The organism is Streptomyces sp. NPDC045846 (assembly GCF_056431605.1).
In genome coordinates, this window is the sequence record NZ_JBWKKJ010000014.1 from 118386 (window position 1) to 140669 (window position 22284).

A 22284-nucleotide genomic window follows, 5' to 3' on the forward strand; every position below is an offset into this window, starting at 1 on the left:
GGTCTCAAGCGGAGCGCACACGGAACGCGGGCCCCGGTCTGACCCCTTGAGCACACCGGGTACCTCCTGGACGTTCCGCACCGCCGGACGGTTTCATCGTGGCGCGTGGGCGCGGGATCGGCGCGCCGGAATTCCGTCCACAGCCTGTGGGCGGCCGGTTCTGGGCGGCGCCCGCCGTTTCGTGGTTCCGTTCGATTGCTGGGACCATCGTGGTCGGCGGCGCAGGAATCGGCACGGAGGCACGTTCATGGCAGGCGGAACACAGGGCGCTGGGGTGGAGGCCGTCGACCGCGCGTTCGCCGCGGCGCTGTACATCGAGGGCGACGCCGCCCTCGACACCGGCGCCTCCCTGCTCGCCGCCGCACCGGACGCCGACGCCGAACTCGCCCTACGCGGGCGGGAGTTCGTGCGGCGCGCCTGGGACCGGGGCTGGCAGCCCGCCGACGTCGCCCGGATCGTACGGCGCGACCTGGACGAGCCGCACCTGCGCGTCCTGAGCGGCCTGATCCGCGACGAGCTCGCCCGCTACGACCGGCTGCCCCCGCGCTGGCCGGGCCAGCTGGCCGACCTGCCGGAGGAGCCCTGGCGCGCGGACCGCTTCTCGTACGCGACCGTCCTCCTGGAGCTGTACCGGCTGCTGCTCGCCCTGCCCGCGATCGAGCCCGCCGGGCCGGTGCCGGGGGCCTCGCCGCTCGGGCCGCCGGTGCACGGTGAACCCAAGACGCTGGCCCGGATCCGGGCGCTGCTCGCGAAGGCCGAGGCGACCGGGTTCCCCGAGGAGGCGGAGGCGCTCAGCGCCAAGGCGCAGGAGCTGATGGCGCGGCACAGCGTGGACGAGGCGCTGCTCGCGGGGCGCGGGCCCGGCGGGGAGGTGCCGGGAGCCTGCCGGATCGGGGTGGACGCGCCGTACGAGACGGCCAAGGCGATCCTGCTCGACGCGGTCGCCTCCGCGAACCACTGCCGGGCGGTGTGGAACGCGGACCTCGGCTTCTCGACGGTGATCGGCTTCGAGGGCGACCTGGAGGTGGTCGAGCTCCTCCACACCTCCCTCCTCGTGCAGGGCACGGCCGCGATGACGCGGGCGGAGGCGGCGCAGCGGGCGGGCGGGCGCAAGCGGACCAAGACGTTCCGGCAGTCCTTCCTGCTCGCTTACGCGGGGCGGCTGGGGGATCTGCTCGCGGCCACGGCGCGGGATGTGGAGGCGTCGTACGGGGGTGAGCTGCTGCCCGTCCTCGCGACGCGGGCGGTGGCGGTCGCCGGGCGGGCGGAGGAGATGTTTCCCCGTACGGTGTCGACGCGGGTTCGGGGGGCGTCGGACGAGTCGGGCTGGCGGGACGGGCGCGCCGCGGCGGACCAGGCCCACCGCACCCCCCGCCCCGGCCTAACCCCCTCCGAGGGTGAAGGCGCCCCCCGGGGCTGAGCCCCAGCCCCCGGAGCCCCCCACCCCGCCCCTTCCCGAGACCCTCCGGGGGTGTGTAGGGCTGAGGGCGACTCCTGGGGCTCCGCCCCAGACCCCGTGTCGCGCCTGAACGGCGCTCGTCCTCAATCGCCGGACGGGCTAAAGATGCCCATGCAGGCCAGCACCGTACTGCCAAGGGGCGCGGGGAACTGCGCGAGCAAGCGGGCACGGCCCGCAGCGGAAGGGGCGCTTGGGGGCGCGGGGAACGGCGCGAGAAGCGGGCACGGTCCGCAGCCGAAAGCGGGTTTAGGGGGCGCGGGGAACTGCGCGAGATGCGAGCACGGCCCGCAGCCGAAAGCGGGTTCAAGGGGCGCGGGGAACTGCGCAAAAGCCCCCGCGGGGCATGCGGGCGCCCACCCCCGCGGGGCATGGGGGCGGCCACCCCCGCGCGGCATGGAGGCGGCCACCCCCGCGCGCGGGCGGACGGATGGCCGGGCTCCCCGTTACCCTCGGGATCATGAGCTGGCTCCGGGCGCTGAAGGAGACCGCCCGCTCGGGGCTCAAGGTCGAGCGACGGCGGCTGGAACCCCTCGTCGCCCTGCGCGGCGCGGCAGGCCTCGCCCTCGTGGTCGGCATCAGCCTCACCCTGTTCGGCCCCTCCGTCGCCGCGAGCTCCGCGTTCGGCGCGTTCCAGGGCGCCATCGCCACGTACCAGCGCAGTTGGCGCCCGCGGCCCGTGCTGGCCCTCGCCTCCGGGCTCTCGCTGGCGATCTCCACCTTCCTCGGCTACCTCGTCGGCACGCACTCCCCGTTCTTCCTGCTGCTGCTCGCCCTGTGGACGTTCCTGGCGGGCCTGGCGTGGGCGGTCGGCCCGACCGTCGGCGTGATCGCCTCCTCGAACGTGGCGATCATGCTCGTCACCGTCACCCTGCCCAGCTCCCTCGTCGAGGCCGCGGGCCACGCCGGGATGATCGCGTTCGGCGGGGTCGTCCAGGCTGCCCTGGTGGTCCTGTTCCCCATCCGCAGATGGGGCGCGCAGCGCGACGCGCTCGCCGACGCGCTGGCCGCCGTCGCCGACTACGCGCGGCGGCTGCGGCACGACCCGGTCGCGCCGTTCGACCCCGAGCCCCTCATGACCGCCCGGCTCGCCGCCGCGGTCACCCCGCGCGAGGCCCGCCGCCGGCCGGCCGAACTGCACGGCGCCCGCGGCGTCGCCGAGCGGATCCGGCCGGTGCTCGCCTCGCTCGCCGACCCGGCGCTCGGCGTGCCCCTGGAGGGCGTCGAACGCGACCGGGTCAGGGAATTGCTCGCCGCGGCGGCCACGGTGCTCGACGGCGCCGCGCGTGCGGTCCGGCACGGCGAGACCCCCGCCATCCCGCCCGCCGCGGCGGCCGCGCTCGCCACCCCCGACACCGGAGCCATCCTCACCGGCCCGGCCCGCCGCGCCGCCGCCCGGCTCATCGCGCTGCTCGCGGACGTCGTCGAAACGGCCCGCGGCAGCGGCACCGGCGCAGGCGCGGAGCCGCTGCTCAGGCCCACCCTGCCCCGGCTCGTCCCGCTCGCGCTGCGCACCATGCGCGACGAGCTGGGCCGCCGCCGCTCCCCGGTGTTCCGGCACGCGGTACGGGTCTGTGCGGTGGCGACCGTGGGCTATCTACTCGGCCACGTCCTGCCGTTCGGCCACGGCTACTGGGCGCCGATGGCCTCCGTGATGGTGATGCGCCCGGACTTCTCCCTCACCTACGCCCGCGCCGTCGCCCGCTTCGGCGGCACCCTCGTCGGCGTCGCGCTCGCCACCGGCATCGTCCAGCTCACCCATCCGGACACGGGCCTGTCCGCCGTCATCGCGGTGGCCTGCGCGTTCCTGGCGTACCTGCTGATGCGCACGGGCTACGCGGTGCTGAGCGGCTGCGTCTCCGCGTACGTCGTGTTCCTGCTCGGCATGGGCGGGCTCCAGTGGACCCAGACCGTGCCCGACCGGGTGTTCCTGACGCTGATCGGGGGCGCGCTCGCGATGGTCTCGTACGCCGTCTACCCGGCCTGGGAGACCCCGAGGCTGCGCACCCGGCTCGCCGACTGGCTGGCCGCGAACGGCCGTTACTCCGCCGCCGTCATCGCCCACTACGCCGACCCGGCCCGCGGCTCCGGCGAGATCCGCCAGGCGCTGCTCGACACCCGCGAGGCCCGTATCGCCTGGCAGGAGGCGCTCGACAAGGCCACCCACGAACCGGTGCGCCACCGGGGCCTTTCGCGTACGGCGGCCGAGGAATCCGCCCACGCGCTCGGCCAGTTGGGGCGTACGGCCATGCTGATGGAGGCGCATCTGCCGGACCGGGACGCGGTGCCCGTCCCCGCCGCCGCGAAACTCGCCGACGCTCTGCGCGACGCCACCGAGCAGGGGGCGAAGGCGGTGCGCGAGCGGCGGGTTCCGCGCTGGGACGAGGTCGAGCGGGCGCTGGACGCCTGGGACGGCGAGGGCGTCCCCGACCGCGTGGTGCGCCGGGGCGCCGGTCTCGTCCTGCACTGCCTGGACGATCTCACCGACGCCCTCACCGTCAGCAACTCCCCTGATCCTTAGGGGGATTGAGGGGGCTAGGGGGTCGGCAGGCCGGTGGGGAGGCCGGTCGGGAGCGAGCCCGTCTTGCCCCGGGTGAAGGAGTCGGTCTTGCCGCCCTCCCACTTCACTTCCAGGCTGCCGCCCTTGAGCGTGGCCATGCCCTGGGTGCGCTCGGTGTTCCCGTCCGCGCACTTGAGGGTGAGCATGGTCATGCCCGCGCCCTCGGCGACGGTGCCGGAGCAGACGTGCGGGGAGAGCAGACCCACGCCCTTGTCCGCGATGGCCATGGCGACGGTCTTGCCACCGGTCGTCGCGGTCCAACTGCCTTGCAGGTCACTGCCCTTGGCCGGGCTGCCGTCGCCGCCCGGCGCCGGGGAGGCGCTGTCGGAGCCGGACGGCGACTTGGCGGCCGGCTTGTCGTCGCTCTTGCTGCTGCCGCAGCCGGTGAGGACGAGTGCGACCGAGAGTCCGGCCGCGGCGAACCCGGCGGTACGTATGTGCCTGTGCACGGCTTGTCTTCCCCCTGTTGGACGGTGTTTCGGGACCGCGACAAGCTACCAGCCGGGCCGACGCGCCCTACCAGGAGGATTTGCGCACGCCGGGCAGGAATCCGGCGTGAGCCTCCTCCCGCAGCCGCACCCGCGAGAGCCCGAACTTGCGGACGTGTCCGCGCGGCCGCCCGTCCACCGCGTCGCGGTTGCGCACGCGGGTGGCGCTCGCGTCCCGCGGCTGACGGCTCAACTCGCCACGCGCTGCGGCTCGTTCCTCCTCGCTCGCGGACGTACTGCGGATGACCGCGGTCAGCACGGCCCGCCGGGCGGCGTACCGGGCCACGATCAGTTTGCGCTTCTCGTTCTTAGCGATCTTGCTCTTCTTCGCCATCAGACCTTCACCCCGCGGGCACGGATCCGGGCCACGGCGGCCTCGATGCCGATGGTGTCGACGGTCTTGATCGCCTTCGCGCTGAGCACGAGCCGCACATGGCGGCCCTCGCTCGCCAGCCAGTACCGCTTGCGCTGGACGTTCGGGTCGAAGCGCCGGGACGTGCGCCGGTGGGAGTGCGAGATGCGGTTGCCGAACCCGGGCTCGGCACCGGTCAGCTGACAACGGGCAGACATGGTCATTCCTCTCTGGCGGCTGATGACGGGCTCACCCTAGGCCCTCTTGCAAATGAAAACCATTTCCATATACTGGCTGCCATGACGCGCAACGAACTCCGTCCGGTCATCAAGCTCCGCTCCACGGCAGGCACCGGATACGCCTACGTCACCCGCAAGAACCGCCGGAACGACCCGGACCGCATGACCATCCGCAAGTACGACCCGGTCGTCGGCCGCCACGTCGACTTCCGAGAGGAGCGCTGACAGCGATGAAGCCCTCGATCCACCCCGCGTACGGACCCGTCGTCTTCCGCGACAAGGCGGCGGGCCACGCGTTCCTGACCCGTTCCACGCTGGCGTCGAGCGCGGCCAGGCGCATCGAGTGGGAGGACGGTGACGTCTACCCGGTCGTCGACGTCGAGATCTCCGCCCTGAGCCACCCCTTCTACACGGGCAACGCCCGCGTGATGGACACGGCGGGCCGCGTCGAGCGCTTCGAGCGGCGGTACGGAGCGGCATGACCGAGCGGAAGCTGCCCGTCGCCATCGTCGGCGGGCTGCACGCCGACGCCCGCCGGGCCGTGGTGGAGCGGCTGCTGCACACCGTGCCCGGCAGCGTCGCCCTCCACCACGACCTGTCGTCCGCCCCGCACGGCACGGTCCGCCGTACGGTCCGCGACACCCTGGGCGTACGGGAGGAGGGCGAGGCGCCGCTGGTCGACGACTGCGCGTGCTGCGCCCTGCGCGAGGACCTGGTCCCCGAGCTGCTGCGCCTCGCGGACGGCGGCACCACCCGGCTCGCGATCGTCGAACTGTGGGACTCGGTCGAGCCCAGGGCTCTGGCCGAGGTCGTCGCGGCGCGGGCCGGGGCGCTGGCGGTCACCTCGGTCATCACCGCCGTCGACCCCGCCCTGCTGCTGCCCTGCCTGGGCAACGGCGACGACCTCGCCACGGCGGGCCTCGCGGCCGCGGCCTCCGACCGGCGCACGGTCGCCGACACCTGGGCGCGCCAGCTGGAGTACGCCCCGGTCCTCGCGATTGTCGACGCGAACGAGGCCGACGACGAGGACCGGGCCCTCTTGGCCCAGTTGCACCCGACCGCGCGCCAAATCCCTCACCAATCAACGGAGTTGGCGGAGGTCGCGCTCGCCGGGTTCGACATCGAGGCGGCCGCCGCCCGCCAGCACCCGGCGTGCGCGTTGCTGCCGCAGGACGCCGACGAGGCCGGGGTCGGCACTTACGTCTGGCACCGCACCCGCCCCTTCCACCCGGGGCGGCTGTACGAGGCGCTGGAGGACCTGTGCTGTGCGGCCGCCCGCAGCCGGGGCCGTTTCTGGCTGGCCGACCGGCCCGACACCCTGCTCGCCTGGGACGCGGCGGGCGGCGCGCTCTGCGTGGAGAGCGCGGGCCCCTGGCTCGCCTCGCTGCCCGACGCCGCCTGGGAGATGGTCCCGCCCGTACGCCGGGCGGCGGCCGCCCTCGACTGGCACCCCGAGCACGGCGACTGCTGCCAGCACCTCGTCTTCACCTCGCCGGGCCTCGACCGCGAGGCCCTGGCCGAGCTGCTCGACTCCTGCCTGCTCACCGACGCGGAGTACGCCGAGGGCCGGGCGTCGTGGAAACGCCTGCCTCCCGCTTTCGACGCGTTCCTGGGGGCGTGAGGCCCGGGGTGGACGGCCGGGGGCGTCGGTTCGCCCCTCCCGCCGCGAGACATCGGCCGACAGGTAGGGGATTCCCTACGTTTGACGCGTAGGGAATCCCCTACCTATCGTGGTGCTCATGAACATCACCCACGCCTCCTTCCTCACCCTCCCCGTCGCCGACCAGGACCGGGCGCTGGCCTTCTACCGGGACGTCCTCGGTTTCGAGGTCCGGGCGAACCGCCAGGTCGGACCCGTGCGCTGGCTCCAGGTCGCCCCGCCCGGAGCGCAGACCGTCTTCACGCTCTCCGGCCCCGGGATGGGAGACTTCGTACCCGGCTCCGCGCGCGGAATCATGTTGGTCACGGCCGACGTCGACGCCGACCGCGCGAAGCTCACCGCCGCAGGAGTCGAGGTGAGCGGTCCGGAGGACGCCCCCTGGGGACGGATGGCCGGGTTCCGCGACCCCGACGGCAACGGCTTCATGCTGCTGATGGAGAACGAAGGGTTCTGATGGTCACCACGGGCGCGGCCGGAGGTCGCACCGCCGACGTGTTCGCCGCGCTCGCGAACGACACCCGGCGCGAGGTCCTGCGACTCCTTCGCGAGCGCGGCCCGCAGCCCGTGCAGGCCCTCGCCGACCACTTCGACATGCGCAGGCCCAGCCTCTCGGAGCACCTCAAGGTGTTGCGGGAGGCCGGCCTCGTGTCGGAGGAGCGGTCCGGCCGCCAGCGGATCTACCGCCTGGAGGCCGCGCCGCTGGCCGACGTGCAGGACTGGCTCCATCCGTACGAGCGGTTCTGGCGCGACAGGCTCAAGGACCTCGGCGCGGTCCTCGACCGCATGCCCGACGATGAGGCATGAATTCCAGTTGTGAAGACCCGGCCGGTGGCTCCGACGATCCGACGACGGTCCGGGTCGACCAGTTCTTCGCCCACCCTCCCGCCAAGGTGTGGCGCGCCCTCACCGATCCCGAGCTCGTCGCCGAGTGGCTGATGACCGGGGACTTCCGCCTGGAGGTCGGCCACCGCTACACGATGACGACCGTCCCGCGCCCCAACACCGGCTTCTCCGGAACCATCGCGGCCGAGGTCCTCGCGTACGAGCCGGAGCGGATGCTCAGCGTCCGATGGGCCGACGCGCTCGCCGGGGGAGGGGGCGCGAGCCCAGCCGGGAGCCCAGCCGACTGGACGATCACGTGGACGCTTGAACCAGAGGGCCGCGGAACGCGTCTGTTCCTCGTACACGAGGGATTCGATCCGGACGACCCGGCACAGATGATGGCGCGCAAGATCATGGGCGGGGGTTGGCGCTCGTACGTCATGGACGCGCTGCGGGGTGTGGTGGAGCGGCTGTAACCGCCCGGGCACCCCGCGTGCACGTGCATCTTCCCATGCAGGCGCACATGAACACAGCTATGATCCGGGGCAGTTGACCATTCACAGTTGCACGTCTGCACATCCCGGGAGCGACCTTGCACCACGCGTACAACGGCATGGCGGCAGCGGAGCTTCAGGGTGTCGCGTGGCAGAAGAGCCGGCACAGCAACTCGCAGGGATCCTGCGTCGAATTCGCCAAGCTGCCCGGCGGTGGGGTGGCGGTACGCAACTCACGCCACCCGGACGGTCCGGCGCTGGTCTACACCAGGGCCGAGATAGAGGCGATGCTGCTCGGCATCAAGGATGGCGAGTTCGACCATCTGATAGCCGACTGACGGCCGACGGATAGCGGCCACCCAGGTATCGGATGACAGGTGACGGACATCAGGTGACGGCTGACAGGTGACGGCTGACGGCCACCAGGTAACGGCTGACAGATGACGGCCACCAGGTAACGGCCGACAGATGACCGACAACAGGTAGCCGACAGCAGGTAACGGACAACAGGTGACGGGCGCCGATGTCCGACGGCCGAGAGCGGTGGGGGAGGGCGGTTGCCCGCTCAGTCCGTCGGCTGAAGCCGGAACAGCGCCCAGACCACCTTGCCGCTGATCGCTTCCGACAGCGGGTGCCAGCCCCAGCTGTCGGCGAACGACTCGACCAGGAACAGGCCCCGGCCGGACTCCGCGCCGAAGTCGTCGCTCGCGCGCTCGACCGGGCTCTCGTTGCTGGGGTCGCGCACGGCGCACACCAACCGGCTGGTCCAGCGCATGAGATGGAGCCGCACCGGCACCTCGGTCTCACGCGGGGTGTCGGCGGGAAGAGCGTGGCGCAGCGCGTTGGTGACGAGCTCCGAGACGACGAGGGCGACATCGTCGAAACGCTCGCCGAGCTCCCACTGCGTCAGCGTCGACCTGGTGAACTTCCGTGCCCCGCGCACCGCTTCGTAGCGCGCGGGCAGCGCACAGGACGCGGAACCCGCCACGGTCGAGGGGTCAAGGGGAGGAAGCGCCTGCCTTAAGGGCTCATAAGGCTCCAGCATGGTCGATCCATTCGTCCCCATGCGAGGCACTCCCGGGTTCGCGGCCGTGGCGGTACAGGACGCAAGCGACTAGACGCAGTTGAGCACGCAGGTGCGCGAGGACCATGGTTCCGAATGCGTCGGCCCGATGCAAGGGCAGATGCACGTGCACGCGACCGACCTGTCCCCGCCCGTGCCGTTTCTTGCTCATTTCTTCCTCAGAAGTTCCCCAGGCCGATTTCACTCCTTGACCATTTCCGTAATCACGCGGGTACGGGGTGAAGCGTTTTGATGGCAGACTGCCCACCACCATTGGATGGGGAGGACGGCGAAGTGACCGCAGGGGAGGCATGGGGATCCCCCCGGCCGAGCGCAGTCGAGGCCGGCGGAGGTTCGGTGGTCCGGCGCATTCTGCTGGGCTCTCAACTGAGGCGCCTGCGCGAGTCGCGCGGCATCACGCGGGAAGCAGCCGGCTATTCGATCCGGGCGTCCGAGTCCAAGATCAGTCGTATGGAGTTGGGGCGGGTGAGCTTCAAGGCCAGGGATGTCGAGGACCTGCTCACGCTCTACGGCGTCGGCGACGAGTCGGAGCGCACCGCGCTGCTCAGCCTCGCCAAGGAAGCCAACATCGCGGGCTGGTGGCACAGTTTCGGCGATGTGCTGCCGGGCTGGTTCCAGACATACATCGGTCTGGAGGGCGCGGCCTCGCTGATCCGCATCTACGAAGTCCAGTTCGTGCACGGCCTGTTGCAGACCGAGGCGTACGCACACGCCGTCGTGTCGCGGGGCATGCACGGAGCGCCCAGCGCCGAGATCGACAAGCGCGTCGCGCTTCGTCTCGAACGGCAGAAGGCGCTGGTGTCGGAGCGCGCCCCCCAGTTCCACGCGGTGCTCGACGAGGCTGCGCTGCGCCGTCCGTACGGCGAACGGGACGTGATGCGCGGCCAGTTGAGGCACCTGATCGAGATGTCGGAGCAGCCCAACATCAACCTCCAGGTGATGCCGTTCAGCTTCGGCGGGCATGCGGGGGAGAGCGGTGCCTTCACGATGCTGCGGTTCCCCGAGTCGGACCTGTCGGACATCGTCTATCTCGAACAGCTCACCTCCGCACTGTATTTGGACAAGGCGGAAGAGGTCGCGCAGTACGAGCGGGCGATGGCGCGCCTGCAACAGGACAGCCCCGGCCCGGAGGAAAGCCGCGATCTTCTGCGCGGACTCCTCCAACTCAGCTGACTCATCAGTAGGATGACGTCACATCAGGCCAGTAACGCGGTTGACCGCGCGGAGCCGGCGGACACAGCAGTAGGGGATGGCATGTCCTTCTTCACCGACCTCGCCCACCAGTTCATAGACGGCCAATGGCGCACCGGCAGCGGGTCGTGGGACATCATCGACTTCGATCCCTACAACGGGGAGAAGCTCGCCACCATCACCGTCGCCACCGTCGAGGAGGTCGACGAGGCCTACCGTGCGGCCGAGCGCGCCCAGCGGGAGTGGGCCGAGACCAATCCTTACACCCGCAGACTCGTCTTCGAGCGCGCCCTGCGCATCACCGAGGAGCGCGAGCCCGAGATCGTCGAGGCGATCATCAGCGAGCTCGGGGGCACCCGGCTCAAGGCTGTGTACGAGGTCCACCTCGCCAAGGAGTTCCTGCGCGAGGCGATCCAGCTGGCGCTGCGCCCCGAGGGCCGCATCCTGCCGTCGCCGGTCGACGGCAAGGAGAACCGCGTCTACCGGCTCCCGGTCGGCGTGATCGGGGTGATCAGCCCGTTCAACTTCCCGTTCCTGGTCACCATCAAGTCGATCGCTCCCGCGCTGGCGCTGGGCAACGCGGTCGTCATCAAGCCGAACCAGAACGCGCCGGTCGTCGGTGGCGGCCTCATAGCGAAGATATTCAAGGACGCGGGGCTGCCCGCCGGGCTCCTGAACGTCCTGGTCACCGACATCGCCGAGATAGGCGACGCGCTGATAGAGCACCCCGTCCCCAAGGTCATCTCGTTCGCGGGCTCCGACCGTACCGGCCGCCACGTCGCCTCGGTCGCCGGCAGCCACTTCAAGCGCGTCATCCTGGAACTGAGCGGCAACAGCGCCCTGGTCGTCCTCGACGACGCGGACCTCGACTACGCGGTGGACGCGGCGGTTTTCAGCCGCTTCGTCTACCAGGGCCAGGTCTGCATGGCCGCCAACCGCATCCTCGTCGACCAGTCGATCCTCGACGAGTTCACCGGAAAGTTCCTCGCGAAGGTGACCTCGCTCAGAACCGGCGACCCAGCCGACCCGGCCACCGACATCGGCCCCGTCATCAACAACTTCCAGGCGGAGGCGCTGACTTCACTGGTCGACCAGGCCCTCGCCGAGGGCGCCAGGGCGCTCGTACGGGGCCGCACGCGCGGCAACCTGGTGGAGCCCACCGTGCTCACGGGCCTGCCCGCCGACTCCTCCGTACTGCGCCAGGAGATCTTCGGCCCGGTGGCGCTGCTCATCCCCTTCGACGGGGAGGAGGAGGCCGTACGCATGGCGAACGACAGCCCGTACGGACTCAGCGGCGCCGTGCACACGGCCAACGTTGAACGCGGAGTGCGGTTCGCCAAGCGGATCGACACCGGGATGATGCACGTCAACGACTCGACGATCCAGGACGAGCCGCTGGTCGCCTTCGGCGGCGAGAAGTACTCGGGGCTCGGGCGGCTGAACGGCGACTCGACGGTCGAGGCCTTCACCACCCAGAAGTGGATCTCGGTCCAGCACGAGCGCAGCCCGTTCCCGTTCTGAGGTGTGCGGGCCCCGACCGGCGCGAGGGTCCGGCCGCCCAGGGAGGCTGCGGTCGGCTGACGGCTGACGGGTGGCAGATGACAGATGCCGTCTGCCGTCTAGCGGCCGACAGATGGCAGATGACGCCTGACAGATGGCGCCTGACAGACGACGGCTGACAGATGACAGATGACAGCCGTCAAAGCGTGGTTGGCCGCAGTCCGCAGTCCGCAGTCCGCTGACGAATGAGCCGTTGACAGAGGACAGGATCTGACCTCTTTCCTCTCTAACGTGTTTCTTGTCAGCAGGCAGCACCGAACGAAGGCGGTTGGATCATGGTTACTCACGTTCCCGCAGAGGCCCACGGCGACGAGCGCGGCGCTCTTCTCCGCTTCGTCGAGGCCCAGCGCGGTGCGCTGCGCCGAGCCCTCATCGGGCTCACCGACGAGCAGGCCGCCACCCGTCCCAGCGCCAGCGAGCTGTCGCTCTCGGGGCTGGTCAAGCACGTCGCCGAGTGCGAACTGAACTGGCTGCGGATGGCCCAGCAGCAGCCCAACGAGAAGCAGCGCGACCAGTCGAACTGGCACGAGAGCTTCCAGCTCATGGGCGACGAGAGCGTCGAGGGCATGCTCGCGTTCTGGGACGAAGTGGCCGCCCAGACCGAGGAGTTCATCGGCAAGGTGCCCTCCCTCGACGACACCTTCCCGCTGCCCGACGCGCCGTGGTTCCCCAAGGAGGGCCGGGTCTCCATGCGCTGGCTGCTGCTCCACCTCGTCGAGGAGACCGCCCGGCACGCCGGGCACGCCGACATCATCCGCGAGTCGCTCGACGGAAAGACGGCCTTCGAGCTGGTTGCCCTCGCGAACAGCTGAGGTCATACGCTTGCGGCCATGTCAACGATCCGTCTCCTGGTTCTCGGCGCGGTACGTCAGCACGGCCGGGCGCACGGCTACCAGGTGCGCAACGACCTGGAGTACTGGGGCGCGCACGAGTGGTCGAACGCCAAGCCGGGTTCGATCTACCACGCGCTCAAGCAGATGGCGAAGCAGGGCGTGCTCCTCGCCCATGAGGTGGCGCCCAGCACGGTCGGCGGTCCGCCGCGCACCGAGTACGAGCTGACCGAGGCGGGCCGGGAGGAGTACTTCCGGCTGCTGCGCGAGGCGCTGGCCTCCTTCGACCAGAAGATGGACGTGCTCTCGGCCGCGCTCGGCTTCATGGTGGACCTGCCGCGCGCCGAGGCGGTCGCCCTGCTGGGCGACCGCCTGGAGAAACTGGCGGCGTGGCGGCGTTCGGCGACGGAGTACTACACGCCGTCCGAGGGGCCCGCCCAGTTCGGTCACATCGGCGAAATCATGAACATGTGGGTCCACTCGGCGGACGCCGAAGCCGAGTGGACCCGTGGCCTGATCGCCCGGATCGAGGGCGGGGCGTACGTCTTCGCGGGCGAGGGCGAGCCGTTCGTGGGCGTACTGGGTGAGGACGAGGAGAACCCGTACGCCACGGGGAAGCACGATCCGGGGGATCTCCTCTAATCAAGTTTGACGAGTGGGGCTCCGGCGGTTACTTTTGGGCGAGTAGTCAATCTTGACTACCGTGGATGAGTGGCCTGAGGGCTCCTCGCGATCGGGGCGGGTGGTCGGTGACGCCTCGATCGACGTGACCGGAGGGGGAGAGGGTGCCTGACACGGGCAGGGACGCGAACGCGATCCTCGTGGAGGACGTGGGCAAGCGGTACGGGACGAAGTGGGTGCTCGACGGGCTCGACCTGGCCGTGCGGCGCGGCACGGTGCACGCGGTGCTCGGCCCCAACGGCGCGGGCAAGACCACGGCCGTACGGATCATGACCACACTGCTGCGCCCGGACGCGGGCCGCGTGCTGGTCGCGGGGCATGACGTACGGCGCGAGGCGGGTGCGGTGCGGCGGCGCATCGGGCTGCTCGGGCAGCACGCCGCGGTGGACGAGGAGCTGGGCGGGCGGCAGAACCTGGAGATGTTCGGTCGCCTCCACCATCTCGGGGCGCGCAGGGCGGGTGCCCGGGCGGACGAACTCCTCGCCCGCTTCGGCCTGGCGGACACCGGTCGCAAGGCGGTCGGGCAGTACAGCGGGGGCATGCGCAGGCGCCTCGACCTGGCGGCGTCGCTCATCACCGACCCGGAGGTGCTGTTCCTGGACGAGCCGACCACCGGGCTCGATCCGCGGGGCCGGGCGGAGGTGTGGGAGGCGGTCCGGTCGCTGGTGGGCGGCGGTACGACGGTGCTGCTGACCACGCAGTACCTGGAGGAGGCCGACCAGTTGGCGGACCGGATCTCGCTGATCGACGGCGGCAAGGTGGCCGCCGAGGGCACGGCGGACGAGCTGAAGGCGACGGTCGGCTCGGACCGTATCGAGGTGGTCGTACGGGACGCTGCTCAACTGGGCTCTGCTGTACGGGTGTTGGGGTTGGGCGAGGTGTCGGTCGACCGGGACCGGCGGTTGCTGAGCGCCCCGGTCGCGGACCGGATGACGGCGCTCGCGGGTGTCGTCCGGGCGCTGGCGGCGGCGGACATCGAGGCGGAGGACATCGCGGTGCGCAGGCCGACGCTCGACGAGGTGTTCCTGTCCCTGACCGCACGCGGGCGGGACGAGCGGGAGGTGGCGGCATGAGCGCGGTCGGCTGGGCGGTGACGGACTCCTGGACGATGACCCGGCGCGAACTCGCGCACTGGGCACGGCAGCCCGTGCAGGTGGTGGTGGGTCTGGTCTTCCCCGTGATGCTGTTGCTGGTGTTCGGCTACCTGGTCGGTGGCGGGCGGGGCGTGTCCGGCCCGTACGTCGACTTCCTGGTGCCGGGCATGCTGGCGCTGACCATGGCGTTCGGCCTCGAAGGCACGATGCTGGCGGTGACGCGGGACCTCGACAAGGGCGTGGTCGACCGGTTCCGCTCGATGCCGATGGTGTCGGGGACGGTGCTGGTGGGGCGGGCCGTTGCGGACATGCTGCAGTCGGCGGCGGGGCTCGTCGTGATGATCGGCGTGGGGTACGCGATCGGATGGCGGCCGGACGTGGGCGCGGGGTTCCCGGCGGCGCTGGGGCTGTTGCTGCTGCTCCGCTTCGCGATGCTGTGGGTCGGCATCCATCTGGCGATGGTCGCGGGGCGGCCGGAGCTGGTGCAGGCGGTGCAGATCCTGATCTGGCCGGTCGGCTTCCTGTCCAACGCGTTCGCCGTGCCGGCGTCGATGCCGGGGTGGTTGGGGATGGCCGTGGAATGGAACCCGCTGTCCGCGACGGCTACGGCGGTGCGGGGGTTGTTCGGGGCGGGGGAGGGCGGTTCGTCCTGGGCGGGCGGGCATGCGGGGATGTTGGCGGTGGGGTGGTCGGTGGTGCTGGTGGGGGTGTTCCTCCCGCTTGCCGTCCGGCGGTTCGGGCGGTTGGGCGGGTAAGGGGCGGCGGCTTGGTTCGGGGTGCGGCTGGGTCGACCCCGGCCGGGTCGGGGTGCTCCTTGGCCCGGCGTGCGCTGGGGCTCTGCCCCAGACCCCGGGAGGCCCCTTCCCTGAACTCGCCGGGGGTGTCGTTCGGCTGCGGGCCGCGTGTGGCTGGCCGCGCAGTTCCCCGCGCCCCCAACAGCATGGTGCTGGCCGGCATGGGCATCCTCAGCCCGTCCTGCGGTAGGTGTGAACGGGGTCTGGGGCGGAGCTCCAGGGCGCCTGCGGATCGCGCTCGCTTCTCGCGCAGTTCCCCGCCCCCTTGGCGGCATGGTGCCGGCCAGTAGGAGCATCCTCAGCCCGTCCGGCGATTGAGGACGAGCGCCCTCACGGCGCGAACGGGGTCTAGTGGTGGAAGGCTGTTGCCACCGACTCGTCCCGGCCCAGAGGGCCGGATTGGCGGCGGAGTTCCGGGAGCAGTCGGCTCAGGTCCTCGACGAGCAGCGCCGCCAGGTCGGAGGAGAAGCCGTTGCGGCAGACCACCCTGAGCACCGACAGGTCCTCCCGGTTCGCCGGGAAGGTGTACGCGGGCACCAGCCAGCCCCGCTCGCGCAGGCGGCGCGAGACGTCGAACACGTCGTACCGTTTGATCTCCGGCGCCGTGGTGAAGGCGAACACCGGCAACTCATTCCCCCGGGTGAGGAGTTGGAAGTCGCCGAACGCCTCCACCCGCTCCGCGAGCCCCCGCGCGACGTCCCGGGTGGTCTGCTGGACGGCCCGGTAGCCCTCCCGGCCCAGCCGCAGGAACGTGTAGTACTGCGCCACCACCTGCGCCCCAGGCCGCGAGAAGTTCAGCGCGAAGGTCGGCATGTCGCCGCCGAGGTAGTTCACCCGGAAGACCAGTTCCTCGGGGAGTTCGTCCGCCGTGCGCCACAGCGCCCAGCCCACCCCGGGGTAGACGAGGCCGTACTTGTGCCCCGAGGTGTTGATGGAGGACACCCTCGGGAGCCGGAAGTCCCACACCAGGTCCTCGTCGACGAAGGGCGCGACCATCGCCCCGGAGGCCCCGTCGACATGGACCGGGACGTCCAGACCCGTACGCTCCTGCAAATCGTCGAGTGCCGCGCACAGTGCCGCGATGGGTTCGTAGGAGCCGTCGAAGGTGGAGCCGAGCACCCCGACGACGCCGATCGTGTTCTCGTCGCAGAGCGCGGCGGCGGCCTCCGGGTCGAGGTGGAAGCGGTCGCCCTCCATGGGCACCTGGCGCGCCTCGACCTCCCAGAAGTTGCAGAACTTCTCCCAGCACACCTGCACGTTCACGCCCATGACGAGGTTCGGGCGGGCTTCGCGGGAGGGGTAGCGGTCCGCGTTGCGCAGCGCCCAGCGCCGCTTGAGGGCCAGGCCCGCCAGCATGCACGCCTCGCTGGAGCCGGTCGTCGAACAGCCGACCGCGGTGTTCGGGTCCGGCGCGTGCCACAGGTCGGCGAGCATGGCCACGCAGCGCCGCTCCAGCTCGGCGGTGCGCGGGTACTCGTCCTTGTCGATCATGTTCTTGTCCCGGCACTCCGCCATCAGCACCCCGGCCTGCGGCTCCATCCACGTGGTGACGAACGTGGCCAGGTTGAGCCGGGAGTTGCCGTCGAGCATCAGCTCGTCGTGGACCAGCTGGTACGCGGTCATCGGCGCGAGCGGCCGGTCGGGCAGCCGGTGGCGCGGCGGCGCCGAGGTCATCGAACCGACCGGGTCGGCCTCCCCGTAGAAGGGGTTGAGCGCGAGCCGCGCGTACTCCTTCTCGTCGGCGTGCTCCTTCTCGCTGCCGCCACGATGCAGTGCCATGCGGGTCAACCACCTTTCGGGGAGGGGGAGGGGCGCCACCGGGCCGACGTCTGCCGTCGGCCCGGCCGAGTCGCCGTCAGGTGCGGGCCAGGACCACCGCGGTCCCGTACGCGCACACCTCCGTGCCCACGTCCGCCGCCTCCGTCACGTCGAACCGCATCATCAGGACCGCGTTGGCGCCCCGGGCCTTCGCCTGCGCGACCAGCCGTTCCATCGCCTGGTTGCGGGTCTCGACGAGCGTCTTGGTCAGGCCCTTCAGCTCGCCGCCGATCATGGACTTGAGGCCGGCGCCGATCTGGCTGCCCAGGTGCCGGGAGCGCACGGTGAGCCCGAAGACCTCTCCGATGACCTGTTGCACCGTGTAGCCGGGTACGTCGTTGGTGGTCACCACCAGGACGTCCGCCTGCGGGCCCTGTCCGCCGCCGTACTCCTCGATGCCCATGTGGTTCCCCTTCCGGTAGCCCTTGTCGGCCCTACCCAGCCTGCCCCTGGAACCAGGCTTTCGCGCGTTACGTTGATAACTTTGGCTGCCGACGGCAGACAGCCCGCCCGACAACCACACCCAGGAGCCCGGTACCCGTGACTACCCTTGCCCTCGGACCGAGCTGGCTGGACCCCGACTATCTGCTCCAGACCTTCGGCCTGGCCGGTCTGCTGATCATCGTGTTCGCCGAGTCGGGCCTGCTCATCGGCTTCTTCCTGCCGGGCGACTCGCTCCTGTTCACCACCGGTCTGCTGGTGACCACCGGCAAGCTGGACACCCCGCTGTGGCTGGTGTGCGTGCTGGTCGTCCTCGCCGCGGTCCTCGGTGACCAGGTGGGCTATCTGTTCGGCAAGAAGGTGGGCCCGGCCCTCTTCAGTCGGCCCGACTCCAGGCTCTTCAAGCAGGAGAACGTGGAGAAGGCCCACGACTTCTTCGAGAAGTACGGTCCGAAGTCGCTGGTCCTGGCCCGCTTCGTGCCGATCGTGCGCACCTTCACGCCGATCATCGCGGGCGTCAGCGGCATGAACTACCGCTCGTTCGTCATCTTCAACGTCATCGGCGGCAGCCTGTGGGGCGCGGGCGTCACACTGCTCGGCGCGGCGCTGGGCAACGTGGCCTTCGTCCACCAGCACATCGAGCTGATCCTTGTCGGCATCGTGCTGATCTCGGTCGTGCCGATCGCCATCGAGTTCCTGCGGGCCCGCTCGAAGGCGAAGAAGAACCCGGCGGTGGCCCAGGGTCCCGGCGGCCCCGGTCAGGCGCCGCAGCGCGGCGGCCGCCACGCCAAGCGGTAGCGCTCCGCGGGAACGGGCCCGCTTCGTCCGCGGGCCGGTGGTCGCGCGGTTCGCCGCGCTCCGGGGAGCGCCCCGCCGCTCCCCGCTAGAACCCGCGGGTCCGCTTCGCCGCTGCGCGGCCCGCGCCCGGCGACCTGAGGAAGAGCCGGGCGATCTCGTTGCCGAGGTTCACGCCGATCGCGATGGCGAGCGCGAGCGCCGACGCCTTGGCCAGCGAGGCGATGCCCTGGTCCATGTGGTTCTTGGCGATCGAGAGGACCCCGAAGTACGTGGCGCTACCCGGCAGCAGGGGGCCGATCGCGGCGGTGACGTACAGCAGCGCCGAGGTGTTCCAGTACCGCGCGAGCAGCTGCCCGAACAGGCCGACCAGGCAGGCCGCGATCGCCGTCGCCATGATCGGCGAGCCCTTCGCGGTGATCGCGACGGCCGCGTAGACCACCCAGGCGACCCCGCCGTTCGCGGCCACGATCAGCACGGTGGAACGATCCTGCTGGAGCAGGACGGCGAAGGTCAGGCACAGCACGAACGACGCCAGGATCTGGACGACCGGGCGGTCGATGGGCTGGAACGTGCCCTCCGGGTTGAGCTCGGCGTGGAACTGGAGCCCGCCGTACAGGACGGTCAGGACGCCGACCACGATCGCGACGAAGAAGTACCCGACTTCGAGAAGCCTCGCCGAGGCGGTGACGTAGAAGCCGGTCAGGCCGTCATGGACGGCCGCCACCAGGGCCCGCCCGGGGATCAGCGCGAACAGGCCACCGGTGATCACCGCGGTGGGACTGAGGTTCCAGGAGAGCAGGCTGAGCGCGACGCCCATCGCGGCGGGCGGCATCGCGGCCACCGCGAACTGGTAGAACTCCGGAAGCCCGCGGGCCGCGCACAGCCAGGCGAGCCGGTCGCCGAGGACCGCGCCGACCGCCGCCACCAGGAACACCGCGACGCCGCCGCCGAGCAGCACGGACGCCGCTCCCGCGAGCAGCCCGCAGGCGGTGGTCAGGACCCAGCCGGGGTAGGGGTGGCGGTTGCGGCGGATCTCCGCGAGCCGCCGGTAGGCCTCTTCGAGGGAGACCTCGTGGTCCTCGGTGGTCATGTCCGTGACGAGCCGGTGCACGGCTGCCAGGCGGGTGTAGTCGGTGCCGCGCCGGCGCACCGTGCGGTTGGCCGTCACCGGGTCGTCCACCAGGGACGGCTGGTGGGTGATGGCGAGCATGGTGAAGGTGACCGTGGGCTCGCAGCGGTCCAGGCCGTAGCTGCGGCAGATCGCGAACATGGCGGCCTCGACGTCCTCGGCGCCCTCGCCGCCCGCGAGCAGCAGCTCGCCGATACGCAGCGTCAGGTCGAGCACGCGGGGCACGGCGGGGCCGGTGTCGTCGTGCTTCTGGATCGGCTCGGCCACCGGCCGCTCGCCCACCGGCATCCGCAGCATGGTGCGCATGCGGTCCTGCCAGGGCGCGTCCTTGGAGAGCCGCACCAGCGGCAGGCCCGCGGTGGTGATCAGCGCGTTCGGCGTGTCCCGGGCGCTGTAGGTGCTCGGCGTGGCGAACGCGGAGGCGGGCTGGTCGGCGGGCGTCTCGACGACGGGGGTGGCGAGCCCGGCGGGCAGCGCGAACTCGGAGGTCGGCGAGTCCTCCTCAAGCGCTTGCGGCTGCTCCACGCCCTCGGGGGGTGTGAAAGCGCTGCGTGCCTCGTCGGACTGCGGCTTACGGTCCTCGACCACGTCGTGCTGCTCGGCCACCACTGGTCCCATGCCTCCCTCCGGCCGCTTGCGTGCGTGTGCCCAGTATGTGGGCCGTCATGAGCTGGTACGACAGCGGGCGGCGCACCCCGAGGGTGCGCCGCCCGCTGTCACGGAAGAACGTGCGTCAGTGCGCGCCGCCCTGCGCCTCCAGGCGCTTGTACGAGGCCTCGACCTCGGCCTCGGCCTCGACGCGGCCGACCCAGTTGGCGCCCTCGACGGACTTGCCGGGCTCCAGGTCCTTGTAGACCTCGAAGAAGTGCTGGATCTCCAGGCGGTCGAACTCGGAGACGTGGTGGATGTCGCGCAGGTGCTCCACGCGCGGGTCGGACGCCGGGACGCACAGCAGCTTGTCGTCGCCGCCGGCCTCGTCGGTCATCCGGAACATGCCGATCGCGCGGCACTTGATGACGCAGCCGGGGAACGTCGGCTCGTCCAGCAGGACCAGGGCGTCCAGCGGGTCGCCGTCCTCGCCGAGGGTGTCCTCGACGAAGCCGTAGTCGGCCGGGTAGCTGGTCGAGGTGAAGAGTCGACGGTCCAGGCGGATCCGGCCGGTCTCGTGGTCGACCTCGTACTTGTTCCGCGACCCCTTCGGGATCTCGATGGTGACGTCGAACTCCACGGGTGGCTCTCCTCCATGATCAGCACATGCATCGGACGGGTGCTGCGGCGATGCCGTGTTCACGGCAGGACGCAGTTCTGGTGATTAAGTGTCCCTCACGCAGGTGTGTGATCGCGAAAGGGGCTGGTCCTCGGTGCCGGGACCCAAGACATGGCAGCTCACGGCGGGTGCGGCGGCGGTCGGCCTGGCACTGGCGACCGGGGCGGTGGCCGTGGCCGGACCGTGGGACTCAGGCCAGCGTACGGCCGAGCGTGAGCGGGCCGCATCGTGGGACGCCAGGGGTGGCGCACATCACCAGCGGCCCACGGATGCGGAGGGCCCGGCTCCGGCGCCGAGCGCGCCCAGCGTGCTCACCGCGCTCGGCGCCCCGGCCAAGGCCCCCGTCCCAGCCGCCCTTCCCGCGGACCTCGCCCCGCTCCTCGACGACCCGGCGCTCGGCCCGCACCCGGCGGCCTCGGTCCTGGACACGGCCACCGGCCAGGAGCTGTACGCCGCCCGCGCGGACGCGGCCATGACACCGGCCTCCACCGTCAAGATCGCGACGGCGGCCGCGGTCCTCACCGCGCTCCCGCCCGACCACCGCTTCGCCACCACCGTGCTCGCCCCGGCCGAGGGCACGGCGCTCACCCTCGTCGGCGGCGGCGACCCCACCCTGGACAGAACGCGCCTGGCCGCTCTCGCCGACGACACCGCCCGCTCCCTGGGCGCGCGTCCGGCGGCCCCCGTACAACTGGCGTACGACACCTCGTTGTTCAGCGGGCCCGCGGTGCATCCGATCGGGCCCAACGAGAACCTCGCGCCGGTCGTCTCCCTCATGACGGACGAGGGGCGCGCGGACACCTCGGACAGCGGGCCCGCGACGCGCACCGGCGATCCGGCGGGCGACACCGCGCGGGCCTTCGCCGAGCTGCTGCGCGGGCACGGGCTGCGGGTGGCCGCGCCGGTGGCGGGCACCGCGCCCGCCGGGGCCAAGGAGCTGGCCCGCACGCTGTCCGCGCCGCTGCCCGAGATCGTCGAGCGGATGCTGACCAACAGCGACAACGACATCGCCGAGGCCCTCAACCGCCAGACCGCCCTCGCCACCGGGCGCCCCGCGAGCTTCGACGGGGGCGCCGCGGCCGTGCCCGCCCAGCTCGCCAAGCTCCAACTCCCCCTGGACGGCGCGGTGTTCACGGACGGCAGCGGTCTCAACCGGGCCGACCGGGTCAGCGCGTCCCTGCTCACCCGGCTGCTCGCCAAGGCCGCCGACCCGGCCCGCCCCGAACTGCGCCCGATCCTCACCGGCCTGCCGGTGGCCGGATTCACCGGCACCCTCAGCGGCCGCTACGGCACGGCGTCCGCGGCGACCGGCCTGGTCCGCGCGAAGACCGGCACCCTGGGCGGGGCCGGGGTCAACACCCTGGCCGGGACGGTCGTCGACGCGAGCGGGCACCTCCTCGCGTTCGCGTTCCTTTCGGCGGGGCCTCCCGGGGTCGACCCGGGCCCCGTCCAGGGGGCCCTCGACCGGATCGCCACCCGGCTCACGGCGCACTGAGCGCCGCCAACCGGGTTCCCTTCAGGGGCCG

Annotated in this window: 25 protein-coding genes; 17 read left to right on the top strand and 8 right to left on the bottom strand. The window is 71.5% G+C overall.

What is annotated here, in order from left to right; all coding sequences use genetic code 11:
• Nucleotides 1-247 precede the first annotated feature (247 nt).
• Together AC07F3_RS33065 and AC07F3_RS33070 are read left to right on the top strand one after the other, a co-directional pair.
• On the top strand, nt 248-1420 hold the full coding sequence (locus tag AC07F3_RS33065) for a DUF2786 domain-containing protein (protein WP_479118202.1): 1173 nt from the start codon (nt 248-250) through the stop codon (nt 1418-1420).
• 496 nt (nt 1421-1916) lie between these two features.
• Nucleotides 1917-3977 carry an FUSC family protein gene (locus AC07F3_RS33070; protein ID WP_479118203.1) on the top strand — a complete coding sequence of 687 codons (2061 nt, stop codon included), beginning with the start codon at nt 1917-1919 and terminating at the stop codon, nt 3975-3977.
• Nucleotides 3978-3991: 14 nt separating this feature from the next.
• On the opposite strand, the gene AC07F3_RS33075 is transcribed toward AC07F3_RS33070, so the two are convergent.
• The 3 genes from AC07F3_RS33075 to rpmB form a co-directional block, all read right to left on the bottom strand.
• Nucleotides 3992-4465, bottom strand: coding sequence for a hypothetical protein (locus AC07F3_RS33075; protein ID WP_479118204.1), 474 nt, complete (start codon nt 4463-4465; stop codon nt 3992-3994).
• Between the two features lie 67 nt (nt 4466-4532).
• Nucleotides 4533-4838 carry a 30S ribosomal protein S14 gene (gene rpsN / locus AC07F3_RS33080; protein ID WP_479118206.1) on the bottom strand — a complete coding sequence of 102 codons (306 nt, stop codon included), beginning with the start codon at nt 4836-4838 and terminating at the stop codon, nt 4533-4535.
• Nucleotides 4838-5074 (bottom strand): 50S ribosomal protein L28, encoded by a 237-nt coding sequence (rpmB, locus tag AC07F3_RS33085; RefSeq protein ID WP_469841215.1) that lies wholly within the window; start codon nt 5072-5074, stop codon nt 4838-4840. Before rpmB ends, rpsN begins: the two co-directional genes overlap by 1 nt.
• An 81-nt stretch (nt 5075-5155) precedes the next feature.
• Here rpmB and rpmG point away from each other — a divergent pair, with 81 nt between their 5' ends.
• The 7 genes from rpmG (at nt 5156) to AC07F3_RS33120 (ending at nt 8409) form a co-directional block, all read left to right on the top strand.
• Entirely contained in the window at nt 5156-5320 is a 165-nt protein-coding gene (gene rpmG, locus AC07F3_RS33090) for a 50S ribosomal protein L33 (RefSeq protein ID WP_479118207.1), read from the top strand.
• Between the two features lie 5 nt (nt 5321-5325).
• Nucleotides 5326-5577, top strand: coding sequence for a type B 50S ribosomal protein L31 (locus AC07F3_RS33095; protein WP_479118208.1), 252 nt, complete (start codon nt 5326-5328; stop codon nt 5575-5577).
• The gene (locus AC07F3_RS33100) at nt 5574-6716 is read left to right on the top strand and encodes a CobW family GTP-binding protein (RefSeq protein ID WP_479118210.1); all 1143 of its coding nucleotides are present in this window, start codon (nt 5574-5576) and stop codon (nt 6714-6716) included. Before AC07F3_RS33095 ends, AC07F3_RS33100 begins: the two co-directional genes overlap by 4 nt.
• Nucleotides 6717-6834: 118 nt before the next feature.
• A complete protein-coding gene (locus AC07F3_RS33105) occupies nt 6835-7209 on the top strand; it encodes a VOC family protein (protein ID WP_479118211.1) in 375 nt (124 codons plus the stop codon).
• The gene (locus AC07F3_RS33110) at nt 7209-7559 is read left to right on the top strand and encodes an ArsR/SmtB family transcription factor (protein WP_479118213.1); all 351 of its coding nucleotides are present in this window, start codon (nt 7209-7211) and stop codon (nt 7557-7559) included. The genes AC07F3_RS33105 and AC07F3_RS33110 overlap by 1 nt, the downstream gene beginning before the upstream one ends.
• Nucleotides 7556-8053 (top strand): SRPBCC family protein, encoded by a 498-nt coding sequence (locus AC07F3_RS33115; protein ID WP_479118215.1) that lies wholly within the window; start codon nt 7556-7558, stop codon nt 8051-8053. Before AC07F3_RS33110 ends, AC07F3_RS33115 begins: the two co-directional genes overlap by 4 nt.
• A gap of 116 nt (nt 8054-8169) precedes the next feature.
• Nucleotides 8170-8409, top strand: coding sequence for a DUF397 domain-containing protein (locus AC07F3_RS33120; protein ID WP_114039138.1), 240 nt, complete (start codon nt 8170-8172; stop codon nt 8407-8409).
• Between the two features lie 227 nt (nt 8410-8636).
• Here the strand turns inward: AC07F3_RS33120 and AC07F3_RS33125 are convergent, their stop codons facing one another.
• A complete protein-coding gene (locus AC07F3_RS33125) occupies nt 8637-9137 on the bottom strand; it encodes an ATP-binding protein (RefSeq protein WP_479118217.1) in 501 nt (166 codons plus the stop codon).
• 291 nt (nt 9138-9428) lie between these two features.
• Between AC07F3_RS33125 and AC07F3_RS33130 the strand changes: the two genes are divergently transcribed.
• The 6 genes from AC07F3_RS33130 to AC07F3_RS33155 all read left to right on the top strand — a co-directional run bounded on the left by AC07F3_RS33130 (nt 9429) and on the right by AC07F3_RS33155 (nt 15266).
• On the top strand, nt 9429-10328 hold the full coding sequence (locus AC07F3_RS33130; RefSeq protein WP_479118311.1) for a helix-turn-helix domain-containing protein: 900 nt from the start codon (nt 9429-9431) through the stop codon (nt 10326-10328).
• Nucleotides 10329-10409: 81 nt separating this feature from the next.
• Nucleotides 10410-11867, top strand: a complete 1458-nt coding sequence (locus AC07F3_RS33135; protein WP_479118219.1) for an aldehyde dehydrogenase family protein — start codon at nt 10410-10412, stop codon at nt 11865-11867.
• A gap of 314 nt (nt 11868-12181) precedes the next feature.
• A complete protein-coding gene (locus tag AC07F3_RS33140) occupies nt 12182-12718 on the top strand; it encodes a DinB family protein (protein WP_479118220.1) in 537 nt (178 codons plus the stop codon).
• 18 nt (nt 12719-12736) lie between these two features.
• Entirely contained in the window at nt 12737-13378 is a 642-nt protein-coding gene (locus tag AC07F3_RS33145) for a PadR family transcriptional regulator (protein WP_479118221.1), read from the top strand.
• A gap of 143 nt (nt 13379-13521) precedes the next feature.
• Complete coding sequence (locus AC07F3_RS33150; RefSeq protein WP_479118223.1) at nt 13522-14490, top strand: ATP-binding cassette domain-containing protein; 969 nt, start codon at nt 13522-13524, stop codon at nt 14488-14490.
• Complete coding sequence (locus tag AC07F3_RS33155) at nt 14487-15266, top strand: ABC transporter permease (protein WP_479118225.1); 780 nt, start codon at nt 14487-14489, stop codon at nt 15264-15266. Before AC07F3_RS33150 ends, AC07F3_RS33155 begins: the two co-directional genes overlap by 4 nt.
• 387 nt (nt 15267-15653) lie before the next feature.
• On the opposite strand, the gene gad is transcribed toward AC07F3_RS33155, so the two are convergent.
• Nucleotides 15654-17084, bottom strand: a complete 1431-nt coding sequence (gene gad, locus AC07F3_RS33160; RefSeq protein ID WP_479118226.1) for a glutamate decarboxylase — start codon at nt 17082-17084, stop codon at nt 15654-15656.
• A gap of 76 nt (nt 17085-17160) precedes the next feature.
• Entirely contained in the window at nt 17161-17526 is a 366-nt protein-coding gene (locus AC07F3_RS33165; protein ID WP_114039147.1) for a YbjQ family protein, read from the bottom strand.
• A 137-nt stretch (nt 17527-17663) separates the two neighbouring features.
• On the opposite strand from AC07F3_RS33165, the gene AC07F3_RS33170 reads away from it, so the two are divergent.
• On the top strand, nt 17664-18362 hold the full coding sequence (locus tag AC07F3_RS33170; protein WP_479118228.1) for a DedA family protein: 699 nt from the start codon (nt 17664-17666) through the stop codon (nt 18360-18362).
• A gap of 85 nt (nt 18363-18447) precedes the next feature.
• Here the strand turns inward: AC07F3_RS33170 and AC07F3_RS33175 are convergent, their stop codons facing one another.
• Nucleotides 18448-20100: a threonine/serine exporter family protein gene (locus AC07F3_RS33175; protein ID WP_479118312.1), complete on the bottom strand. Its 1653-nt coding sequence runs from the start codon at nt 20098-20100 to the stop codon at nt 18448-18450.
• Nucleotides 20101-20224: 124 nt separating this feature from the next.
• Nucleotides 20225-20719: an inorganic diphosphatase gene (locus tag AC07F3_RS33180; protein WP_053731216.1), complete on the bottom strand. Its 495-nt coding sequence runs from the start codon at nt 20717-20719 to the stop codon at nt 20225-20227.
• A 133-nt stretch (nt 20720-20852) separates the two neighbouring features.
• Here AC07F3_RS33180 and dacB point away from each other — a divergent pair, with 133 nt between their 5' ends.
• The gene (gene dacB, locus AC07F3_RS33185) at nt 20853-22253 is read left to right on the top strand and encodes a D-alanyl-D-alanine carboxypeptidase/D-alanyl-D-alanine endopeptidase (RefSeq protein WP_479118229.1); all 1401 of its coding nucleotides are present in this window, start codon (nt 20853-20855) and stop codon (nt 22251-22253) included.
• Nucleotides 22254-22284: the final 31 nt, after the last annotated feature.

Bases quoted from the DNA above. Each gene is read 5' to 3' on its own strand.
- AC07F3_RS33105 (WP_479118211.1), top strand. From the start codon at position 6,835: ATGAACATCACCCACGCCTCCTTCCTCACCCTCCCCGTCGCCGACCAG.
- AC07F3_RS33100 (WP_479118210.1), top strand. From the start codon at position 5,574: ATGACCGAGCGGAAGCTGCCCGTCGCCATCGTCGGCGGGCTGCACGCC.
- rpmB (WP_469841215.1), bottom strand. From the start codon at position 5,074: ATGTCTGCCCGTTGTCAGCTGACCGGTGCCGAGCCCGGGTTCGGCAAC.
- AC07F3_RS33110 (WP_479118213.1), top strand. From the start codon at position 7,209: ATGGTCACCACGGGCGCGGCCGGAGGTCGCACCGCCGACGTGTTCGCC.
- gad (WP_479118226.1), bottom strand. From the start codon at position 17,084: ATGGCACTGCATCGTGGCGGCAGCGAGAAGGAGCACGCCGACGAGAAG.
- AC07F3_RS33135 (WP_479118219.1), top strand. From the start codon at position 10,410: ATGTCCTTCTTCACCGACCTCGCCCACCAGTTCATAGACGGCCAATGG.
- AC07F3_RS33155 (WP_479118225.1), top strand. From the start codon at position 14,487: ATGAGCGCGGTCGGCTGGGCGGTGACGGACTCCTGGACGATGACCCGG.
- rpsN (WP_479118206.1), bottom strand. From the start codon at position 4,838: ATGGCGAAGAAGAGCAAGATCGCTAAGAACGAGAAGCGCAAACTGATC.
- rpmG (WP_479118207.1), top strand. From the start codon at position 5,156: ATGACGCGCAACGAACTCCGTCCGGTCATCAAGCTCCGCTCCACGGCA.
- AC07F3_RS33125 (WP_479118217.1), bottom strand. From the start codon at position 9,137: ATGGGGACGAATGGATCGACCATGCTGGAGCCTTATGAGCCCTTAAGG.
- AC07F3_RS33140 (WP_479118220.1), top strand. From the start codon at position 12,182: ATGGTTACTCACGTTCCCGCAGAGGCCCACGGCGACGAGCGCGGCGCT.
- AC07F3_RS33165 (WP_114039147.1), bottom strand. From the start codon at position 17,526: ATGGGCATCGAGGAGTACGGCGGCGGACAGGGCCCGCAGGCGGACGTC.
- AC07F3_RS33070 (WP_479118203.1), top strand. From the start codon at position 1,917: ATGAGCTGGCTCCGGGCGCTGAAGGAGACCGCCCGCTCGGGGCTCAAG.
- AC07F3_RS33095 (WP_479118208.1), top strand. From the start codon at position 5,326: ATGAAGCCCTCGATCCACCCCGCGTACGGACCCGTCGTCTTCCGCGAC.
- AC07F3_RS33115 (WP_479118215.1), top strand. From the start codon at position 7,556: ATGAATTCCAGTTGTGAAGACCCGGCCGGTGGCTCCGACGATCCGACG.
- AC07F3_RS33065 (WP_479118202.1), top strand. From the start codon at position 248: ATGGCAGGCGGAACACAGGGCGCTGGGGTGGAGGCCGTCGACCGCGCG.
- AC07F3_RS33145 (WP_479118221.1), top strand. From the start codon at position 12,737: ATGTCAACGATCCGTCTCCTGGTTCTCGGCGCGGTACGTCAGCACGGC.